Below are 15,514 nucleotides of genomic sequence, written 5' to 3'. Positions count from 1 at the left end.
TCCAACCGCGCCCGGGGTGCACCGGTCAAAACCGTTCTCTCAGGGGGTAATCGCGAGGTGTCAGACGGGTCGCACGAGATGCAGGCGCTGAGTGGGGCGCGTCATGGCCACGTAGAGACCGGATGCCCCGCGGCTCGACTCGGCGAGGATGCCGTCGGGGTCGACGACGACGACCGCGTCGAACTCCAATCCCTTCGCGTCCTGCGCTGTCAGCACGGCGATCGCACGGTTCAGCCCCTGCGCTCCGAGACCGATGTCGCGGCCGAACGATTCGGCTAGAGCCGAGTACAACGCATCCACCGTCGTCTCGGGGGCGATGACGGCGAGTGTGCCCCGCGCGTCGATGTCCCGATCATCTTCGATCGCGGCGATCACCGCGTCGCCGAGGGCAGACGGGTCGACCCGACGACCGGACGGCCGAAGCTCGACCGTAGTCGTGCTGACCGGCCACTCGCTTGACCGGACCGCCGTCGCTCGCGTGATGGGCAGCTGGTTCTGCTCTGCCATCGCCTCGGCCTCTGCGGCGATCTGCGCCGGGGTGCGGTAGTTGACGGTGAGTTCCTCGAGCCGCCATCTCTCGCCGAGCGGCGACGAACCCACGAGCGGCTGCACGGCATCCTGCCAGCTGCGGGCGCTGGCCGCCGCACTCGCCTGGGCCATGTCGCCCACGACAGTGAACGACCGCAGCGGGCAGCGACGAGCGAGCACGCGCCACTGCATTGCCGACAGCTCCTGGGCCTCGTCGACCACGATGTGGCCGTAGGTCCACGTTCTGTCGGCGGCCGCCTGCTCGGCGGTCGTGCCCCGAACGCTGCGCTCCGCGAATCCTGCCGCGAGGTCCTCGGCGTGCACGAGCCCCTCGACCTGCATGTTGCGGATCGCGTTCTCGGCGTTCTCGATGTCGCGCTTCTTCTGCAGCTTCTCTTCGCGCTTCACGGCCGCATTCTGGGCGTTGTACTCGCCGAGCAGCTCGGCGGCCTCGTCGAGCAGGGGCACGTCGGAGATCGTGAACGGCGCATCGCGATCGCGTCGCAGCAGGGCACGCCTCGCGTCCGACCACGACGGGGTGAGCGACGCCAGCCACTGCGGCCGCGCGAAGAGGTCTTGAAGCAGCCGCTCGGGCGTCAGCGGAAGCCAGGCCGTGTTGAGCGCCACGATCACGTCGTGCGAGGTGCGAAGATCTTCGCGGAGCACCGCCTGGTCTGCGTCGTCGACGGTGTTGCCGTGCGAGCGCAACTGGTCGGCCAACAGTCTGCTCAGCTGGTTCAGGGCGCTCTTGACGAAGACCACGCGCGCCTCGTTATGCGGTTTGCGGCTCTCCCACGCCCGCTGCATGGCCGACGAGATGAGACCGGGCTCGAGCGTGAGCCGTTCGCCGTTGACGTCGAGGTCGATCGCCTCGACGGGCACCCGCTGCCGGGATCGCACGGCACGTTTGATCACGGCGGCCATCTCCGACGCGCCCTTGACCCGGGCAGTCTCCGGGGCGTCGTCGTGCGCCGCCTCGAGGCCCGGATACAGGCCGCCGACGCTCGAGACCACCACGCCCGTCTCGCCGAGACTCGGCAGAACCGCCTCGATGTACTGCAGGAACGCGCGTGACGGCCCCACGATCAACACGCCGGATGACGCGAGTCGCTCGCGATGCGAGTACAGCAGGTAGGCGGCCCGGTGCAGCGCGACGGCGGTCTTGCCCGTGCCCGGTCCTCCCTGCACGACGAGGACTCCCCCGAGTTCGGACCTGATGATGCGGTCTTGCTCTGCCTGGATCGTGGCGACGATGTCGGACATGCGGCCCGTGCGCTGGCTGGTGAGTGCCGCGAGCAGCGCCGCTTCTCCCTGCAGTGAGTCCGCCTGCTCGACGAGCAGCTCGGCGTCGAAGATCTCGTCGTCGATGCGGGTGACCGTTCTGCCCTCGGTGATGAGGTGGCGCCGCGCCCGTGCGCCCAGCGGCGTGGCCGCCGTCGCCTGGTAGAACGCGGCGGCCTGCGGAACCCGCCAGTCGAGGAGGATGGGCTTCAACTGCTCGTCACGCAGGCCGATGCGGCCGATGTACCGGAGGGGCGAATCGTCGTCGGAATCGTCGACGTCGACAAGCTCGAGCCTTCCGAACGCCAGGCGGTCATCGACCTCGTCGAGCTGGGCGATGCGGTCCTCGTAGAGCCGCGCATACGCATCCCGCTCCGACCTGCTCTGGTGGTTGCCGCCCACGTTCTCGCGACGCACTTTCTCGAGGGCGGATCGGGCCTCCGCCCTCAGCGCGTCGAGCCGCGCGTACAGCTCCTCGACATAGCGGCGTTCCTGGGCGAGCTCGGTTGAAACCACGAATTGACACTCCTTGACAGCGGCCATCTAGTTTACGCGGGTCAAGGCGCGGTGCTGCCGCACTCAGATGACGGGTGGGCCCTGCTGTGTGTGCTGCTGCGGATACTGCTCCTGTGCCGAGAGGGCCGGCGCCTGCGGCCCGGTGGCCAGCAGAACCGAACGATCGGCGGTGACGGCCTGCAGCAGTTCCGCCTCATCGCGGCGCCCGCCGATGCCGTCACGGCCGGTGACGACGCGCTGTCGAGCGAAAGCCAGGCGCGTCGAATCCTGGGTGAACCGGCGCATGACGCGCCCCTTGTCGCCGCCCTGCGCCGCAGCCCACGAGCGGGCCTGCCGCCGACCCGCGCCGGTCGACAGCATGGTCACCTCCTCGGGCGTGAACCACCCGGCGGCAGCGTATTCGTCGAGGCGAACCCGGGTGAGGGCGGCCTCGCGCGTGCGCAAAAAGACGACGGCGACGATGGCGAGTGCGAACAACGGCACCTGCACGATCGCGTAGGCGAGGAAGAATCCGCCGAGGCCTTCGACGACGAACGACGAACCGTTCCACAGGGCGTGCAGCAGACCGGCGGGAACCAGACCGAGGAAGAAGAAGCCGATGCCGGGGAGCCATCCCTTCTTCTGCGACGCGAAACCGAGCGCGACCCCTGTGCACGCGGTGAACATCACGTGGGCGAACGGCGACATGATGCCACGCAGAAGAAACGTGAAACCGAGGCCGACGCCCCCGGACTCGATCAGCGACGATCCGAAGTAGAGGATGTTCTCGGTGAATGCGAATCCGGCTGCGACCGTGGCGCCGTAGACGAGGCCATCGATCGGCCCGTCGAAATGGCGGCGCAGCACCAGGAAGAGAATGAGCACACCCAGCCCCTTTGCGCCCTCTTCGACGAGCGGCGCCTGGATGACCGCCGAGAAGAAGTCGCCGACGCCACCCTGCCCCTCGGTGGCGTAGTAGACGGCGAGCTGCACGCCGAGGCCCACGAGCAGCGCGATGGCGACGGAGGCGGCCGCGCCCCAGAGGAAAGCGAACCAGAGCGCGCCGCGCGGTTCCGGCTCCCAACGGTCGATCCAGGTGATCGTCAGGATGACGACGGCGAGCGGGATGAGCGCCACGAGGGCACATACGAAGAGGGCGAACGGCCCGAGCCCGATGAGCAGGTACACGATCACGGCGAGGAAGACGAATCCGAGCACGCTGATGCCGATGATCGACAAGACGAGGCCCGTGGATTTCGGCGCCGGTGGCGTCGGTGCCGTCCAGACGGCCTGTTCGGCGTAGACCGGGTTCATCGCTTGCTGCGGAGCCGGTGCGAAAGCGGGTGACCACTGCTGCGGGTAGTAGCCGGGCTGGTAAGGCTGGGACACGATACTCCTCATCGATGACAGGCCACCGAGCCTAGCGGCACAGCGCTGGCGTGAGCGAGGATGTGTCTTACAACACGACTCCGGGATTCATGATCGACCGCGGATCGAAGACCGCCTTGATGCCGCGCTGGAGGGCGAGGCCCTGGGTTCCGAGCTCGGTCTCGAGCCACCGTTTCTTCAGCACTCCCACGCCGTGCTCGCCCGTCAGGGTTCCGCCCAGAGCGATGGCCGCCACGAAGAGTTCGTCGGCCGCGGCCCAGACGGATGCGGGCACCCACTGCTCATCGCCCGTTTCGACCTCCGACGCATCGGCCGGCTTCGGCGCTCGCGGCGGCAGCACGAAGTTGGGGTGCAGATTGCCGTCGCCGGCGTGGGCCACCGTGGGGATCGAGATGCCGTGCTTCCGAGAGATCTCGTCGATGACCGCGAACATCTCGGCCAGGCGCGATCGTGGTACGCAGACGTCTTCGATGAGCACCTCGCCACGAGAGGCGAGGGCCGGATGGAAGTTGCGGCGCACCGCGAGGAGTGCCTCCCCTTGCTCTCCGTCGCGCGCCAGCCGCACATCGCCGCCCGCCCGAACGAGGATCTCGGAAATGGCCGCGGCGTCCTCTGCCGCGCCCCGCGCATCCGTCTGTACCAGCAGGTAGGCCGAGCCGCCCGTCGACAGCCCGGTGCCCGAATACTCGTCGATCGCGACGAGCGACGCGTGATCCATCAGCTCCATGACGGCGGGTCGGATGCGCGCCGCAGTGACCGCGGCCGATGCGGCGGCAGCAGCGCCGATGTCCCCGAAGAAGGCGCCGAGGGTGACGATATCGCCGGGTGGGATGGGCCGAAGACGCACGGTCGCCTCGACGATGACGCCGAGCGTCCCCTCGGATCCCGTGAACAGGGCCGTGAGGTCGTAGCCCGTGACGCCTTTGACGCTGCGATGGCCCGTGCGAAGCAGCGACCCGTCGGGCAGCACGACGAGAAGACCGAGGACAGCCTCCCTCGTGACCCCGTATTTCGCGCAGAGCAGGCCGCCGGCGTTCGTGGCGATGTTGCCGCCTATCGTCGAGATGGCCTTGGATGCCGGGTCGGGAGAGAACACGAGCCCGTAGGGTGCCACCAGGTCGCTGAGGTGCTGGTTGATGACGCCGGCCTGCACCACGGCCAACTCGTCGGCGAGCTCGAGCTCGAGCACCGAGTTCATCCGCTCTGTCGAGATGACGAGAGCGCCGTGCGTGCCGACGCCTCCCCCCGCCAGTCCGGTTCCGGCGCCCCTCGGCACGACCGGAATCCCGAATCGCGACGCGATGCGCAGAGCGGCCTGCACGTCATCCGTGTTGCGGGCGAGAACGACCGCGAGGGGTCTTCCGGGCGCCACCCATCCGGATTTGTCTGTGCGCACGCACTCGAGGAGCATCGGATCCGTCGACAGCGCATCTCCCAGCTCGGCGGCGAGCAGTTCGATGATCTGACGCGGCGATGGGGACTCGGCGGAGAACATAGCGCCATGTTAGGCGACGCCGCGTCGCGTCGGCATCGGCATCGGCACTGACGTGCCGCACGAGAACGCGGTCGACGGTCAGCGGGGTTCGGGCCCGGATTCGTCGGACCCTGCCTCAGAAATCACCTGCAGCACGTCGGTGACGGGTTCGAGCCCGCTGAGGCGGGCGGGCGAGAGCAGCTTCACAACCCTCTCCCGCTGCATCAGCCCCGCCTCGACGACGAGATCGGCGATGTTGCGCTGGGTGAGCAGCGCGGTGTGCGCCAATGAGGATGCCGCGGCATAGCCGATGTAGGGCGTGAGCGCGGTGACCACGCCCACCGACGAGGCGACCATGGCATCGAGCCGATCGTGGTTCGCCGTGATGCCGTCGATGCAGTTGATGCGCAGAGTGCGGCAACCCTGCCTCATCCAGGCGAGGCTCTGCAGCAGGGAGTGCGCGATCACCGGCTCGAACGCGTTCAGCTGCAGCTGCCCTCCTTCGGCCGCCATCGTGACCGTGAGGTCGGCACCCGCGACCGAGAAGGCGATCTGGTTGACGACCTCGGGGATGACGGGATTCACCTTGCCCGGCATGATGCTCGAGCCCGCCTGCCTGGCCGGCAGGTTGATCTCGCCGAAACCCGCCTGCGGGCCGCTCGAGAGAAGTCGGAGGTCGTTGCAGATCTTCGACAGCTTGATGGCGCTGCGCTTGAGGATGCCCGAGAGCTGCATGAACACGCCCGCGTCGCTCGTCGCCTCGATGAGGTCGAGCGCGGTGATGTGCTCGTAGCCGGTGAGCGCACTGAGGTGGGCACGCACCGACTCGGCGTAGCGCGGGTCGGCGGTGATGCCGGTGCCGATGGCCGTGGCTCCGAGGTTGATCTCCCACAGCAGCGTAACCGTCTCCTCCATGCGGTCGTAGTCTTCGGTCAGGGTCGTCGCGAAGCCGTGGAACTCCTGGCCGAGCGTCATCGGCACGGCATCCTGCAGCTGGGTGCGACCGACCTTGAGCACGCCCTGGAACTCCCTGCCCTTCGCGCCGAAGGCATCCCGCATCAGCGCGTGCTCGACGAGCAGGCGCTTGAGCGAGAAGCAGAGGGCGAGCTTGACGGCCGTGGGATAGGTGTCATTCGTGCTCTGGCTGCGGTTCACGTCGTCGAGCGGATGCAGAAGGTCGTAGCGGCCCTTCTCCTCGCCCGCGAGCTGCAGGGCGACGTTGGCGATCACCTCGTTCGTGGTCATGTTCGTCGACGTTCCGGCACCGCCCTGGATGACGCCCACCACGAACTGGTCGTGGTACTCCCCCTGGCGGATCGCCTCGCACGCGGCGTCGATCAGAGCGCCCTTCTCGGCCGACAACACGCCGATCTCGACGTTCGCCCGTGCCGCCGCCTGCTTGACGATGACCAGCGCGTCGATCAGATCGGGGTAGACCGAGATCGGGCGACGGCTGATGGGAAAGTTCTCGAGCGCCCGGGCCGTGTGCACGCCCCAGTAGGCGTCGAACGGGATCTCGATACTTCCCAGGGAGTCGGTCTCGGTGCGGAACCGAGTGGCCTTCGAGGGGTTGGCCGCGGTCTCTGCCGAGGTCTGTGCTGCGAGTCTCTCCGCAGCCGTTGTCGGTGCGGTCGTCGAGGCATTCTCCATGTGAATATCAGCTCCATTGCGTGAGAGGAGGTTCGTGGCCCCCAAGCGAACAAGCCTAACTCAGCCGGCGAAGGATGCCTCGGATGAAGGAGCTGCGCCTCGGCGTGTAGGGCGGGTAGATGAGCCTGAGGGTGTCGGGCGCCAACGGCTTCGACAGCACGGCTTTCTCATGGCTGAACGTCTCGACGCTGCGCCTGCCGTGGTAACTGCCCGTTCCGCTCTCGCCGACGCCTCCGAACGGCAGGCCGGGAACGCTGAGGTGGGCCACTGTGACGCCGAAGCCGACGGCACCCGACGAGGTCTCGGTCAGGAATCTCCGTCGGGCGTCTTCGTCATCGGTGAAGACATAGAGGGCAAGCGGTTTGTCTCCCGTCCGGATGTAGGAGAGAGCATCATCCAACCCGGCCACAGTGACGATGGGCAGGATCGGACCGAAAATCTCCTGCTTCATCACGTCGTCGTCGCGGCCGACGCCGACGAGCACCGTGGGCTCGATATAGCGCTCCGACGCGTCGGTTTCGCCCCCGATGGCGGGCTTCTCCGCGCCGATGAGACCGCGCAGCCGCTCGAACTGGGCGTCGGACACGATGCGCCCGTAGTCTGTCGTCTGCCGCGCATCCGAACCATAGAGCGTCGCGATCGCCGCTCGCAGGGCCTCGACGAGCCGGCTCGCGACATCCGGCGTCGCCAGCACGTAGTCGGGCGCGACGCACGTCTGCCCGGCGTTCAGAAACTTGCCCCAGGCGATGCGTTTCGCGGCCGCGTCGATATCGACCGAGTCGTCGACGTACGCGGGCGACTTGCCGCCGAGCTCCAGCGTCACGGGCGTGAGGTTCTTCGCCGCGGCTGCGGCCACAATCCGTGCAACCCGGGAGTTGCCGGTGTAGAAGATGTGGTCGAAGCGCTGGGCGAGCAGCTCTGTCGTCTCGTCGACCGCGCCCTCGAGAACGACGACAGCGCTCTCGTCGAGATAGCGCGGAAGAAGGCGTGCGAAGACGGCGGATGTCGCCGGTGCGAGCTCACTCGGTTTGAGCACGACCGCATTGCCGGCCGCGAGGGCACCGACCAGCGGCGCGAGGAGCAGCTGCACGGGGTAGTTCCACGGAGAGATGATGAGCACCACCCCCAGCGGCTCGAGCATGACGGACGCCGACGCAGGCGCCAGGGCGAGGGGAACGGCGACCCTGCGCGGGCGAAGCCACCCCTTCAGGCTCGAGATCGTGTGTGTGACTTCGGCGAGAACCACACCGATCTCGGTCAACTGCGATTCGCTGGGGCTCTTCGCCAGGTCGTCACGCAGTGCCCGCTCGAGTTCGGGACCGCGCTCGATGAGGAAATCGCGAAGCCCCGCCAGCTGCTGCAGGCGCCAGCCGAGCGAGCGAGTGCGCCCTGAATCGAAGCGTGCGCGAACCGCTGAGACGAGCTCGGGAATGGCCGTGGTGGAGTGCATGGCCCCGACACTAGCGCCACCGGCGTCAGGACGCGTGGAAGAACGGCACGATCAGGTAGATGCCGACCAGCACCGCGATGCTGCACAGCGCGAAGCAGACGATGGCAGCGACGCTCGCCCAGCGAGGTCGCCCCTCCGGCTGGGCGGTGACGACCGGCGTGGAACCGGACGGAGTGGTCTCGATCATGCCCGGCGCGTCATCGGCGTCGACTCCCCGACCCACGTTCAACAGCCGCAGCCCGAACGCGAACAGGCTGACGACGAGCGATGCCGACACGAGTGCGGCCGCGGCCACGATGGCGAATGCTGCCCAGTCGATCATTCGGCGGCCTGCCTCTTCTTCTTGCGGTTCCTTCGGGTGGCCTTCGGCGTGCGGATGGCACCGACCGCCGCATCGACCTCGCTCACGACCGTGCCGCTCGTGACCTGGTCGCGCGATGAGATCACGAAGATGGCCACGATGACGCCCAGGCCGAGGACGGCGTCGATGATGATTCCCACCGGCCCGACGGTGGCAAGGAGTGCGGCGGCGGCACCGACAGCGGCGGCAGCGGGAAGCGTCAGCAGCCAGCCCACGCCGATGCGGCCCGCGGTGCGCCAGCGCACCGAGGAGCCCTTGCGTCCCAGGCCGGATCCGATCACCGAGCCCGACGCGACCTGCGTGGTCGAGAGCGCGAAGCCGAGGTGGCTCGACGCCAGGATCGTCGCGGCGGTCGAGGTCTCGGCGGCGAAGCCCTGCGCGGGCTTGATGTCGGTGAGACCGGTGCCCATCGTCTTGATGATTCGCCAGCCTCCTGTATAGGTGCCGAGGGCGATGGCCAGGGCACAGGCCGCGATGACCCAGAACGCGGGACCGGTGCCGACCGCCTGGGAGCCGGTCGCAATCAGCGTGAGGGTGATGACGCCCATCGTCTTCTGCGCGTCGTTCGTGCCGTGGGCGAGTGCGACGAGCGACGACGAGAAGATCTGCGCATACCTGAAGTTGCCCCTGCCGAGTCCCCGCCCCGTCGCGGGATCGCGCGTGATCGCGTAGGCGAGTCGCGTGGCGGCATAGGCGACGACGCCGGCGACGACGGGTGCCACGAGCGCCGGGAGCACGACCTTCGATACCAGAACGGTGAAGTCGACCGCGCCGATGCCGGCCCCGACGAGCGCCGCACCGATGAGTCCGCCGAACAGCGCATGCGACGAACTCGACGGCAGACCGAACAGCCAGGTCACCATGTTCCAGCAGACCGCACCGATCAGCCCGGCGAAGATCATCTCCGGAGTTATCTGGATTCCGCCGTCTCCCTCCCTGATGAGCCCGCCGGAGATGGTACGCGCGACCTCTGTGCTGAGGAAGGCGCCGACGAGATTCAGCACCGCGGCGAGGCCGACAGCCATTCGGGGCTTGAGCGCCCCCGTGGCGATCGGGGTCGCCATCGCATTGGCGGTGTCGTGAAATCCGTTCGTGAAGTCGAAGAAGAGGGCCAGAACGATGACCAGGACGACAATGAGTGTGAGATCCACCAGCGACTCTCTCTAGAGGTGCACACTCGTTCGCGCAGGCGAATCGCACCGCGAATCGCCGCGATGAGTTCACACACTATTAGGGTGTCTAGGGTTGCCCTGTTCACGGGCATCTAGATAATCGCATTCTTCGCTCCGCAGGGTCAACTTCTCCGGCGGGTCCCGAGCAGATGGACCGAATTGCCGATGCGCCGCCTTCTCGCCACTGCGTGCGGAATGCTGCTCATTCCTCTTGTGCTGGGGGCGTGCCAATCGACGTTGTCCGGCGCCAACGCGGGCGATCGGGTCGCTGTCGTCTCCGCCGAACCTCCCACGCAGATTCTCACGGGGAGCATCACGTCGGAGGTCTTCTCGAGCGCGACCCGGGCCTCCGACGTGCAGGTGCTCTTCATCCACGGCGGGTCGTACGTGCACGAGGCCTCGGCGCTGCACGCTTCGTTCTTCGAACGAATCCTGCGCAGCGCGAATGCCACGGTCACCATGCCGATCTACGCCCTCGCCCCCGAGCACGGTTATCGGGTCGCGTACGCACAGCTCCTGGATGTCTACCTCGAGCTCCGAGAATCGCATCCCGATTCCCCCATCGTGCTGATGGGTGGCTCCGCCGGCGGCGGTTTCGCGCTGGGCTTCGCGCAGAGCCTCGTCGAGCAGAACGTTCCCCAGCCCGATCGAATCGTGCTGCTGTCTCCGTGGCTCGACCTCAGTCTGACCAACCCGTCGATCGCCGCCGTCGACAGAACCGACGTGCTGCTCGATCGTGACGCGCTGATCGCGAACGGACTCGCCTGGGCGCACGGCGACGATCCTGCCGCGTACCGCCTGAGCCCGATCAACGGGTCGCTCATCGGGCTCGCGCCCACGACCGTCCTCGCCGGTACGAACGACATCCTCTATCCCGACGCACTCGTGCTGGAGGCGCGGGCACGGGCTTCGGGGCTCGATTTCGATCTGACCAGCTTCGCCGGGGCAGACCATGTGTTCGTCATGACACCCGGTTCATCGGGCGACAGGGCCCGCAGCATCATCGAGAGGCTCATCGTTTCGCTCGACTGAGTCGCCACGGCTCGTCGCGCGGGGCAAGCCTCCGCGGGTGACGCCGTCGCCGGGGTATGGTCATGGAATGATCGCTGGTGCAGTCCGTCCTGATCGCCGTCCGAACACCCTCCCCGAGTGGATGGCCCGCCAACGCTGGTACCAGAGCGCGGGCTCGAGTCCAGACCTGAGTTTCGTCGGCGAGTGGCTTCTTCCGTCGGCTCCCGACGGCACCGTCTTCGTGACGCACCTGCTTCGCGATACGTCCGGCGGGGCATCCACGCTCTACCAGGTGCCGCTGGCCTATCGCGCGACGCCGAAGGCCGACGCGGCCGACGCGACCCTGGTCGGCACCGTCGACGGCACGGTCGACGACGCGCCGAGCACGCTCTGGGTGTACGACGCGCCGCACGATCAGCAATACGGCGCAGCGCTCTTCGCATTCATCCTCGGCGGCGGGTCCAGTGCCGACAGCGCATCGTCGTGGGGCGCCGGAGCCACGGGCCATCGCCACCCCACGGCGTCGCAGTCGCTTTTCGCGCACTCGCAAGTGCTTCGCGGCGAGCAGTCCAACACGTCGATCATCATCGACACGGTGGATGCCTCGGGCGAGCCGTCGGCGCCCGTCATCTGCAAGGTCTTCCGCACGCTTCACCACGGCGAGAATCCTGACATCGTCGTGCAGTCGGCGCTGGCCGAGGCCGGATGCACGCTCGTGCCGCCCTCCGTGGGATACGTCTCGGGCGCCTGGCGCACGGAGGCGTCGCCGAACTCCCCCGTCGAGACCGGTCACCTCGCGTTCGCCCAACGTTTCCTGCCCGGCGTGCGGGATGCGTGGCGCGTGGCACTCGACGCAGTCGAGAACGGCGACGACTTCAGCGACCGCGCCCGAAGTCTGGGCGCGGCCACGGCCGAGGTGCACGCCGTGCTCGCCGACATCATGCCGACGGTGGCGGCGACGCCCGACGAGAGAGCGGGCGTCGCCTTACGGATGCGTCGCCGCCTGGGCGCGGCCGTCGCCGAAGTGCCGGAACTCGGCGCCTACGCCCGGGCCGTCGACTCCATCATCGCCGGCGCCGAATCGGCCGAATGGCCGAGGCTCCAGCGCATTCATGGCGACTACCACCTCGGCCAGGTCGTCGCCGTGCCCGACCGCGGCTGGGTGCTGCTCGACTTCGAGGGCGAGCCCCTCAGGCCACTGGCGGAGCGTTCGCAGCCAGATCTCACCCTGCGCGACGTCGCCGGCATGCTGAGGTCATTCGACTACGTCGCCGGTTCGTTCGAACAGTCGCATGCCGGGGAATCGGCCGATGAGTGGGCGCGAGCATCCCGCACGGCATTCCTCGAAGGATATTCCGAGCGGGCGGGCGTCGACATCGAACGCTTCCGGGTTCTGCTCGACGCGTTCGAGATCGACAAGGCGCTCTACGAATCCATCTACGAGGCACGAAACCGACCGGCCTGGTTGCCGATCCCCGTGACCGCGATCTCCAGACTGGTTGCCCTGGCATGACACCGGTTCCCGACGCTCCCCGTGCGGAGCGTCGCCCTGTCGCGCGCACCCACCACGGGGATACCGTCATCGATGACTATGAGTGGCTCCGCGAGAAAGACGACCCCGCGGTGCGGGCCTACCTCGACGCGGAGAATGCATTCACGCGCGCCTCGACCGAGCACCTGGCGGGCCTGAGGGAGAACGTCTTCAGGGAGATCAAAGCGCGCACGCTCGAGACCGACCTGTCGGTTCCCGTTCGCCACGGTCGGTACTGGTACTACTCGCGCACGGCCGAGGGCCGGCAGTACGGAATCCACTGCAGGATCCCCGTCTCGGGCGACGATGACTGGACGCCGCCCGAGGTGGCGCCGGGCGACGAGCGCGAAGAGGTGCTGCTCGACGACAACGTCGAGGCCGAGGGAACGGACTTCTACTCGCTGGGAAGCTTCGACGTCTCGACAGATGGCCGGCTGCTCGCCTACTCGGTCGACACCACCGGTGACGAGCGGTACACGCTCTACATCCGCGACCTCGAGACGGCGACGAACCGCACCGACGTCGTGCCGAACACGTCGCCGGGTGCCACCTTCTCCCCCGACGCGAGCGTCGTCTTCTACCCGACCGTCGACGACGCCTGGCGCCCCGATACGATCTGGCGCCATGCCGTCGGCACGGACGCCTCCCGCGACGAAGCGGTGTTCAGAGAACCCGACGAGCGGTTCTGGGTCGGCGTCGGACTCACCCGCAGCGGCCGATTCCTCGTGCTCGACATCGCATCGAAGATCACCAGCGAGGTGCGCATCCTCGACGGCCATGACGCGTACGGCGAATTCCGGGTCGTGTGGCCGCGGCGCGAGGGCGTCGAATACCAGGTCGAACACGCTGTGGTGTCGGGTGAGGACCGCCTGCTCGTCGTTCACAACGACGGCGCGGAGGACTTCGAGGTGGTCGATGTTGCCGCCGACCGGCCCCGCGACGAGAGCGCTTGGCGCACGGTGGTGGCTGCGAGCACGGGGCGCCGCATCGAAGAGGTCGACGCGTTCGCGGGTCACCTCACGCTCGAGTACCGGCGCGACGGACTCACGCGAGTCGCCGTCATCCGGCTCGTCGACGGAGATGAACCGTTCGGTCCCATCGACGAGATCCCGTTCGACGAGACGCTCTTTCAGGTCGCTACCGGCGAAAACCCCGAGTGGACGCAGCAGACCGTGCGACTCGGCTATACCTCTTTCGTCACTCCGTCGACGGTCTATGACTTCTCCGTTCTCGACGGCACGATGACTCAGCTCAAGTGTCAGCGTGTGCAGGGCGACTACGACCCGCTCGACTACGAGCAGGAACGCGTCTGGGCGCGCGCCGACGACGGCACGCGCATCCCGATCTCGCTCGTCAGCCGACGTCTCGATGAGCCTCGGATGCCGCGGCCGACGCTGCTGTACGGCTACGGCTCCTACGAGGCGAGCATCGATCCCGGCTTCTCTGTCGCCCGGCTCTCATTGCTCGACCGAGGAGTCGTGTTCGCCATCGCCCACGTGCGCGGGGGCGGCGAGCTGGGCCGGCACTGGTACGAACAGGGAAAGATGCTCACCAAGAAGAACACCTTCACCGACTTCGTCGCCGCGGCCGACGAACTGATCCGCCTCGGCCGATCGAGCCCCGATCTCATGGTGGCGCAAGGCGCGAGCGCGGGCGGATTGCTGATGGGTGCCGTTGCGAACATCGCTCCCGACCGCTTCGCAGGAATCCTCGCCCAGGTTCCCTTCGTCGACGCGCTCACCTCGATCCTCGATCCTGAGCTGCCGCTCACCGTCATCGAGTGGGACGAATGGGGCGATCCCCTGCACGACGCACAGGTCTACGCCTACATGAAGTCGTACTCGCCCTACGAAAACGTGCGCGACGACATCCGATATCCGCCGATCCTCGCGGTGACGAGCCTCAACGACACACGGGTGCTGTATGTCGAGCCGGCGAAGTGGATCGCGCGGCTCCGCCAGGCGGGCGCGCCCGTGCTCCTCATCACCGAGATGACTGCCGGACACGGAGGCGTGAGTGGACGGTACGAACGGTGGAAGGAACTCGCCGAGGTCTACGCCTGGGTACTCGATCGACTCGGACTCGGGGCTGCGGAAGCCCTCTGAAATACCGCCGAATCTGCGCGCCGTTCACCCGTCGTTCAATCAGGCATGGTTAGTTAGGGCATGCGCACGGAGGTCGAGCGAACCTCCGGCATCACACCCGAGGTTGACATGCCTGTCAGAACCGCCGAGTACTCCCGTCCCGATCATTTCCTCCTGCACGTGAGTGACACGCACTTCATCGGGGATGACGGCCTGCTCTACGGGGCCATCGATGCCGAGGCCCACCTGGCCCAACTGCTCGCCGAACTCGAGAGTTCGAACGCGCGGCCCGAGGCCATCGTCTTCACCGGCGACCTCGCCGACAAGGGCGACCCCCGGGCGTACGAGAAGCTGCGCGCCATGGTCGAACCGGTGGCCGCGCGCCTCGGCGCCCAGCTCATCTGGGTCATGGGCAATCACGACAATCGGGCGTCTTTCCGAACCGGACTGCTCGGCCAGCTGCCGTCGATGAAGCCGATCGACAGGGTGCACGACGTCAACGGTCTCCGCATCATCGCGCTCGACTCGAGCGTGCCCGGATCGCACCACGGCGAGATCGCTCCCGAGCAGCTCGATTGGCTCGCCGAAGAGCTCTCCTCCCCCGCCCCGCACGGCACTGTTCTGGCGCTGCACCATCCCCCGGTTCCGAGCGTCCTCGACCTTTCCGTGCTCGTCGAGTTGAGAGACCAGCCGGCGCTGGCGGAGGTGCTCGAGGGAACCGACGTGCGATCGATTCTCGCCGGCCACCTGCATTACTCGAGCACGGCCATGTTCGCGGGTATTCCCGTATCCGTCGCGTCGGCGACCTGTTACACGCAAGACCTGAACGTGCCCGTCGGCGGAACTCGAGCCCGTGATGGGGCCCAGGGATTCAACCTCGTGCACGTGTACGAGAACACGATCCTGCACACGGTGGTGCCGATCGGCACCTACAGCACGACGTCGTACACGTCGGCAGACGAGACCGCGCGAATCCTTGAACGAGAAAACGTCGTCATTCGCCCTGCTCGACACTTCGCGGCGCCCGTCGACGACGTGTTGACCGTTCCGCAGCTGGTGCCCCGGGAGCACGCTCTGTCGTCATGAGC

11 protein-coding genes are annotated in these 15,514 nt (G+C 67.5%); 4 read left to right on the top strand and 7 right to left on the bottom strand.

From position 1 onward, the window contains the following. Nucleotides 1-60: 60 nt before the first annotated feature. The 7 genes from ACE5CZ_RS00725 to ACE5CZ_RS00695 all read right to left on the bottom strand — a co-directional run bounded on the left by ACE5CZ_RS00725 (nt 61) and on the right by ACE5CZ_RS00695 (nt 9,779). The gene (locus ACE5CZ_RS00725) at nt 61-2,352 is read right to left on the bottom strand and encodes a HelD family protein (RefSeq protein WP_374945435.1); all 2,292 of its coding nucleotides are present in this window, start codon (nt 2,350-2,352) and stop codon (nt 61-63) included. A 36-nt stretch (nt 2,353-2,388) separates the two neighbouring features. Next, nucleotides 2,389-3,693, bottom strand: a complete 1,305-nt coding sequence (locus tag ACE5CZ_RS00720) for a PrsW family intramembrane metalloprotease (RefSeq protein WP_374945434.1) — start codon at nt 3,691-3,693, stop codon at nt 2,389-2,391. 67 nt (nt 3,694-3,760) lie between these two features. Beyond that, nucleotides 3,761-5,188 (bottom strand): FAD-binding oxidoreductase, encoded by a 1,428-nt coding sequence (locus tag ACE5CZ_RS00715; protein ID WP_374945433.1) that lies wholly within the window; start codon nt 5,186-5,188, stop codon nt 3,761-3,763. A gap of 78 nt (nt 5,189-5,266) precedes the next feature. Further along, nucleotides 5,267-6,817, bottom strand: coding sequence for an aspartate ammonia-lyase (locus tag ACE5CZ_RS00710; protein WP_374945432.1), 1,551 nt, complete (start codon nt 6,815-6,817; stop codon nt 5,267-5,269). Nucleotides 6,818-6,872: 55 nt separating this feature from the next. Then, complete coding sequence (locus ACE5CZ_RS00705) at nt 6,873-8,267, bottom strand: aldehyde dehydrogenase family protein (protein WP_374945431.1); 1,395 nt, start codon at nt 8,265-8,267, stop codon at nt 6,873-6,875. A 25-nt stretch (nt 8,268-8,292) separates the two neighbouring features. After that, nucleotides 8,293-8,589 carry a hypothetical protein gene (locus ACE5CZ_RS00700; RefSeq protein WP_374945430.1) on the bottom strand — a complete coding sequence of 99 codons (297 nt, stop codon included), beginning with the start codon at nt 8,587-8,589 and terminating at the stop codon, nt 8,293-8,295. Next, nucleotides 8,586-9,779 carry an anion permease gene (locus ACE5CZ_RS00695; protein WP_374945429.1) on the bottom strand — a complete coding sequence of 398 codons (1,194 nt, stop codon included), beginning with the start codon at nt 9,777-9,779 and terminating at the stop codon, nt 8,586-8,588. Before ACE5CZ_RS00695 ends, ACE5CZ_RS00700 begins: the two co-directional genes overlap by 4 nt. Before the next feature lie 186 nt (nt 9,780-9,965). On the opposite strand from ACE5CZ_RS00695, the gene ACE5CZ_RS00690 reads away from it, so the two are divergent. The 4 genes from ACE5CZ_RS00690 to ACE5CZ_RS00675 all read left to right on the top strand — a co-directional run bounded on the left by ACE5CZ_RS00690 (nt 9,966) and on the right by ACE5CZ_RS00675 (nt 15,512). Further along, on the top strand, nt 9,966-10,832 hold the full coding sequence (locus ACE5CZ_RS00690; RefSeq protein ID WP_374945428.1) for an alpha/beta hydrolase: 867 nt from the start codon (nt 9,966-9,968) through the stop codon (nt 10,830-10,832). A gap of 67 nt (nt 10,833-10,899) precedes the next feature. Next, on the top strand, nt 10,900-12,324 hold the full coding sequence (locus ACE5CZ_RS00685; RefSeq protein WP_374945427.1) for a phosphotransferase: 1,425 nt from the start codon (nt 10,900-10,902) through the stop codon (nt 12,322-12,324). Continuing rightward, a complete protein-coding gene (locus ACE5CZ_RS00680) occupies nt 12,321-14,447 on the top strand; it encodes a S9 family peptidase (RefSeq protein ID WP_374945426.1) in 2,127 nt (708 codons plus the stop codon). The genes ACE5CZ_RS00685 and ACE5CZ_RS00680 overlap by 4 nt, the downstream gene beginning before the upstream one ends. Nucleotides 14,448-14,555: 108 nt before the next feature. After that, entirely contained in the window at nt 14,556-15,512 is a 957-nt protein-coding gene (locus tag ACE5CZ_RS00675) for a phosphodiesterase (protein ID WP_374945425.1), read from the top strand. The last annotated feature ends 2 nt before the right edge of the window (nt 15,513-15,514 follow it).

This window comes from Agreia sp., assembly GCF_964263775.1.
Classification (GTDB): domain Bacteria; phylum Actinomycetota; class Actinomycetes; order Actinomycetales; family Microbacteriaceae; genus Agreia.
The sequence above is the reverse complement of the archived record's forward strand: the minus strand, read 5'-3'. Positions and strand labels throughout refer to the sequence as shown.

Bases quoted from the DNA above. Each gene is read 5' to 3' on its own strand.
- ACE5CZ_RS00725 (WP_374945435.1), bottom strand. From the start codon at position 2,352: ATGGCCGCTGTCAAGGAGTGTCAATTCGTGGTTTCAACCGAGCTCGCC.
- ACE5CZ_RS00715 (WP_374945433.1), bottom strand. From the start codon at position 5,188: ATGTTCTCCGCCGAGTCCCCATCGCCGCGTCAGATCATCGAACTGCTC.
- ACE5CZ_RS00710 (WP_374945432.1), bottom strand. From the start codon at position 6,817: ATGGAGAATGCCTCGACGACCGCACCGACAACGGCTGCGGAGAGACTC.
- ACE5CZ_RS00705 (WP_374945431.1), bottom strand. From the start codon at position 8,267: ATGCACTCCACCACGGCCATTCCCGAGCTCGTCTCAGCGGTTCGCGCA.
- ACE5CZ_RS00700 (WP_374945430.1), bottom strand. From the start codon at position 8,589: ATGATCGACTGGGCAGCATTCGCCATCGTGGCCGCGGCCGCACTCGTG.
- ACE5CZ_RS00690 (WP_374945428.1), top strand. From the start codon at position 9,966: ATGCGCCGCCTTCTCGCCACTGCGTGCGGAATGCTGCTCATTCCTCTT.
- ACE5CZ_RS00685 (WP_374945427.1), top strand. From the start codon at position 10,900: ATGATCGCTGGTGCAGTCCGTCCTGATCGCCGTCCGAACACCCTCCCC.
- ACE5CZ_RS00680 (WP_374945426.1), top strand. From the start codon at position 12,321: ATGACACCGGTTCCCGACGCTCCCCGTGCGGAGCGTCGCCCTGTCGCG.
- ACE5CZ_RS00675 (WP_374945425.1), top strand. From the start codon at position 14,556: ATGCCTGTCAGAACCGCCGAGTACTCCCGTCCCGATCATTTCCTCCTG.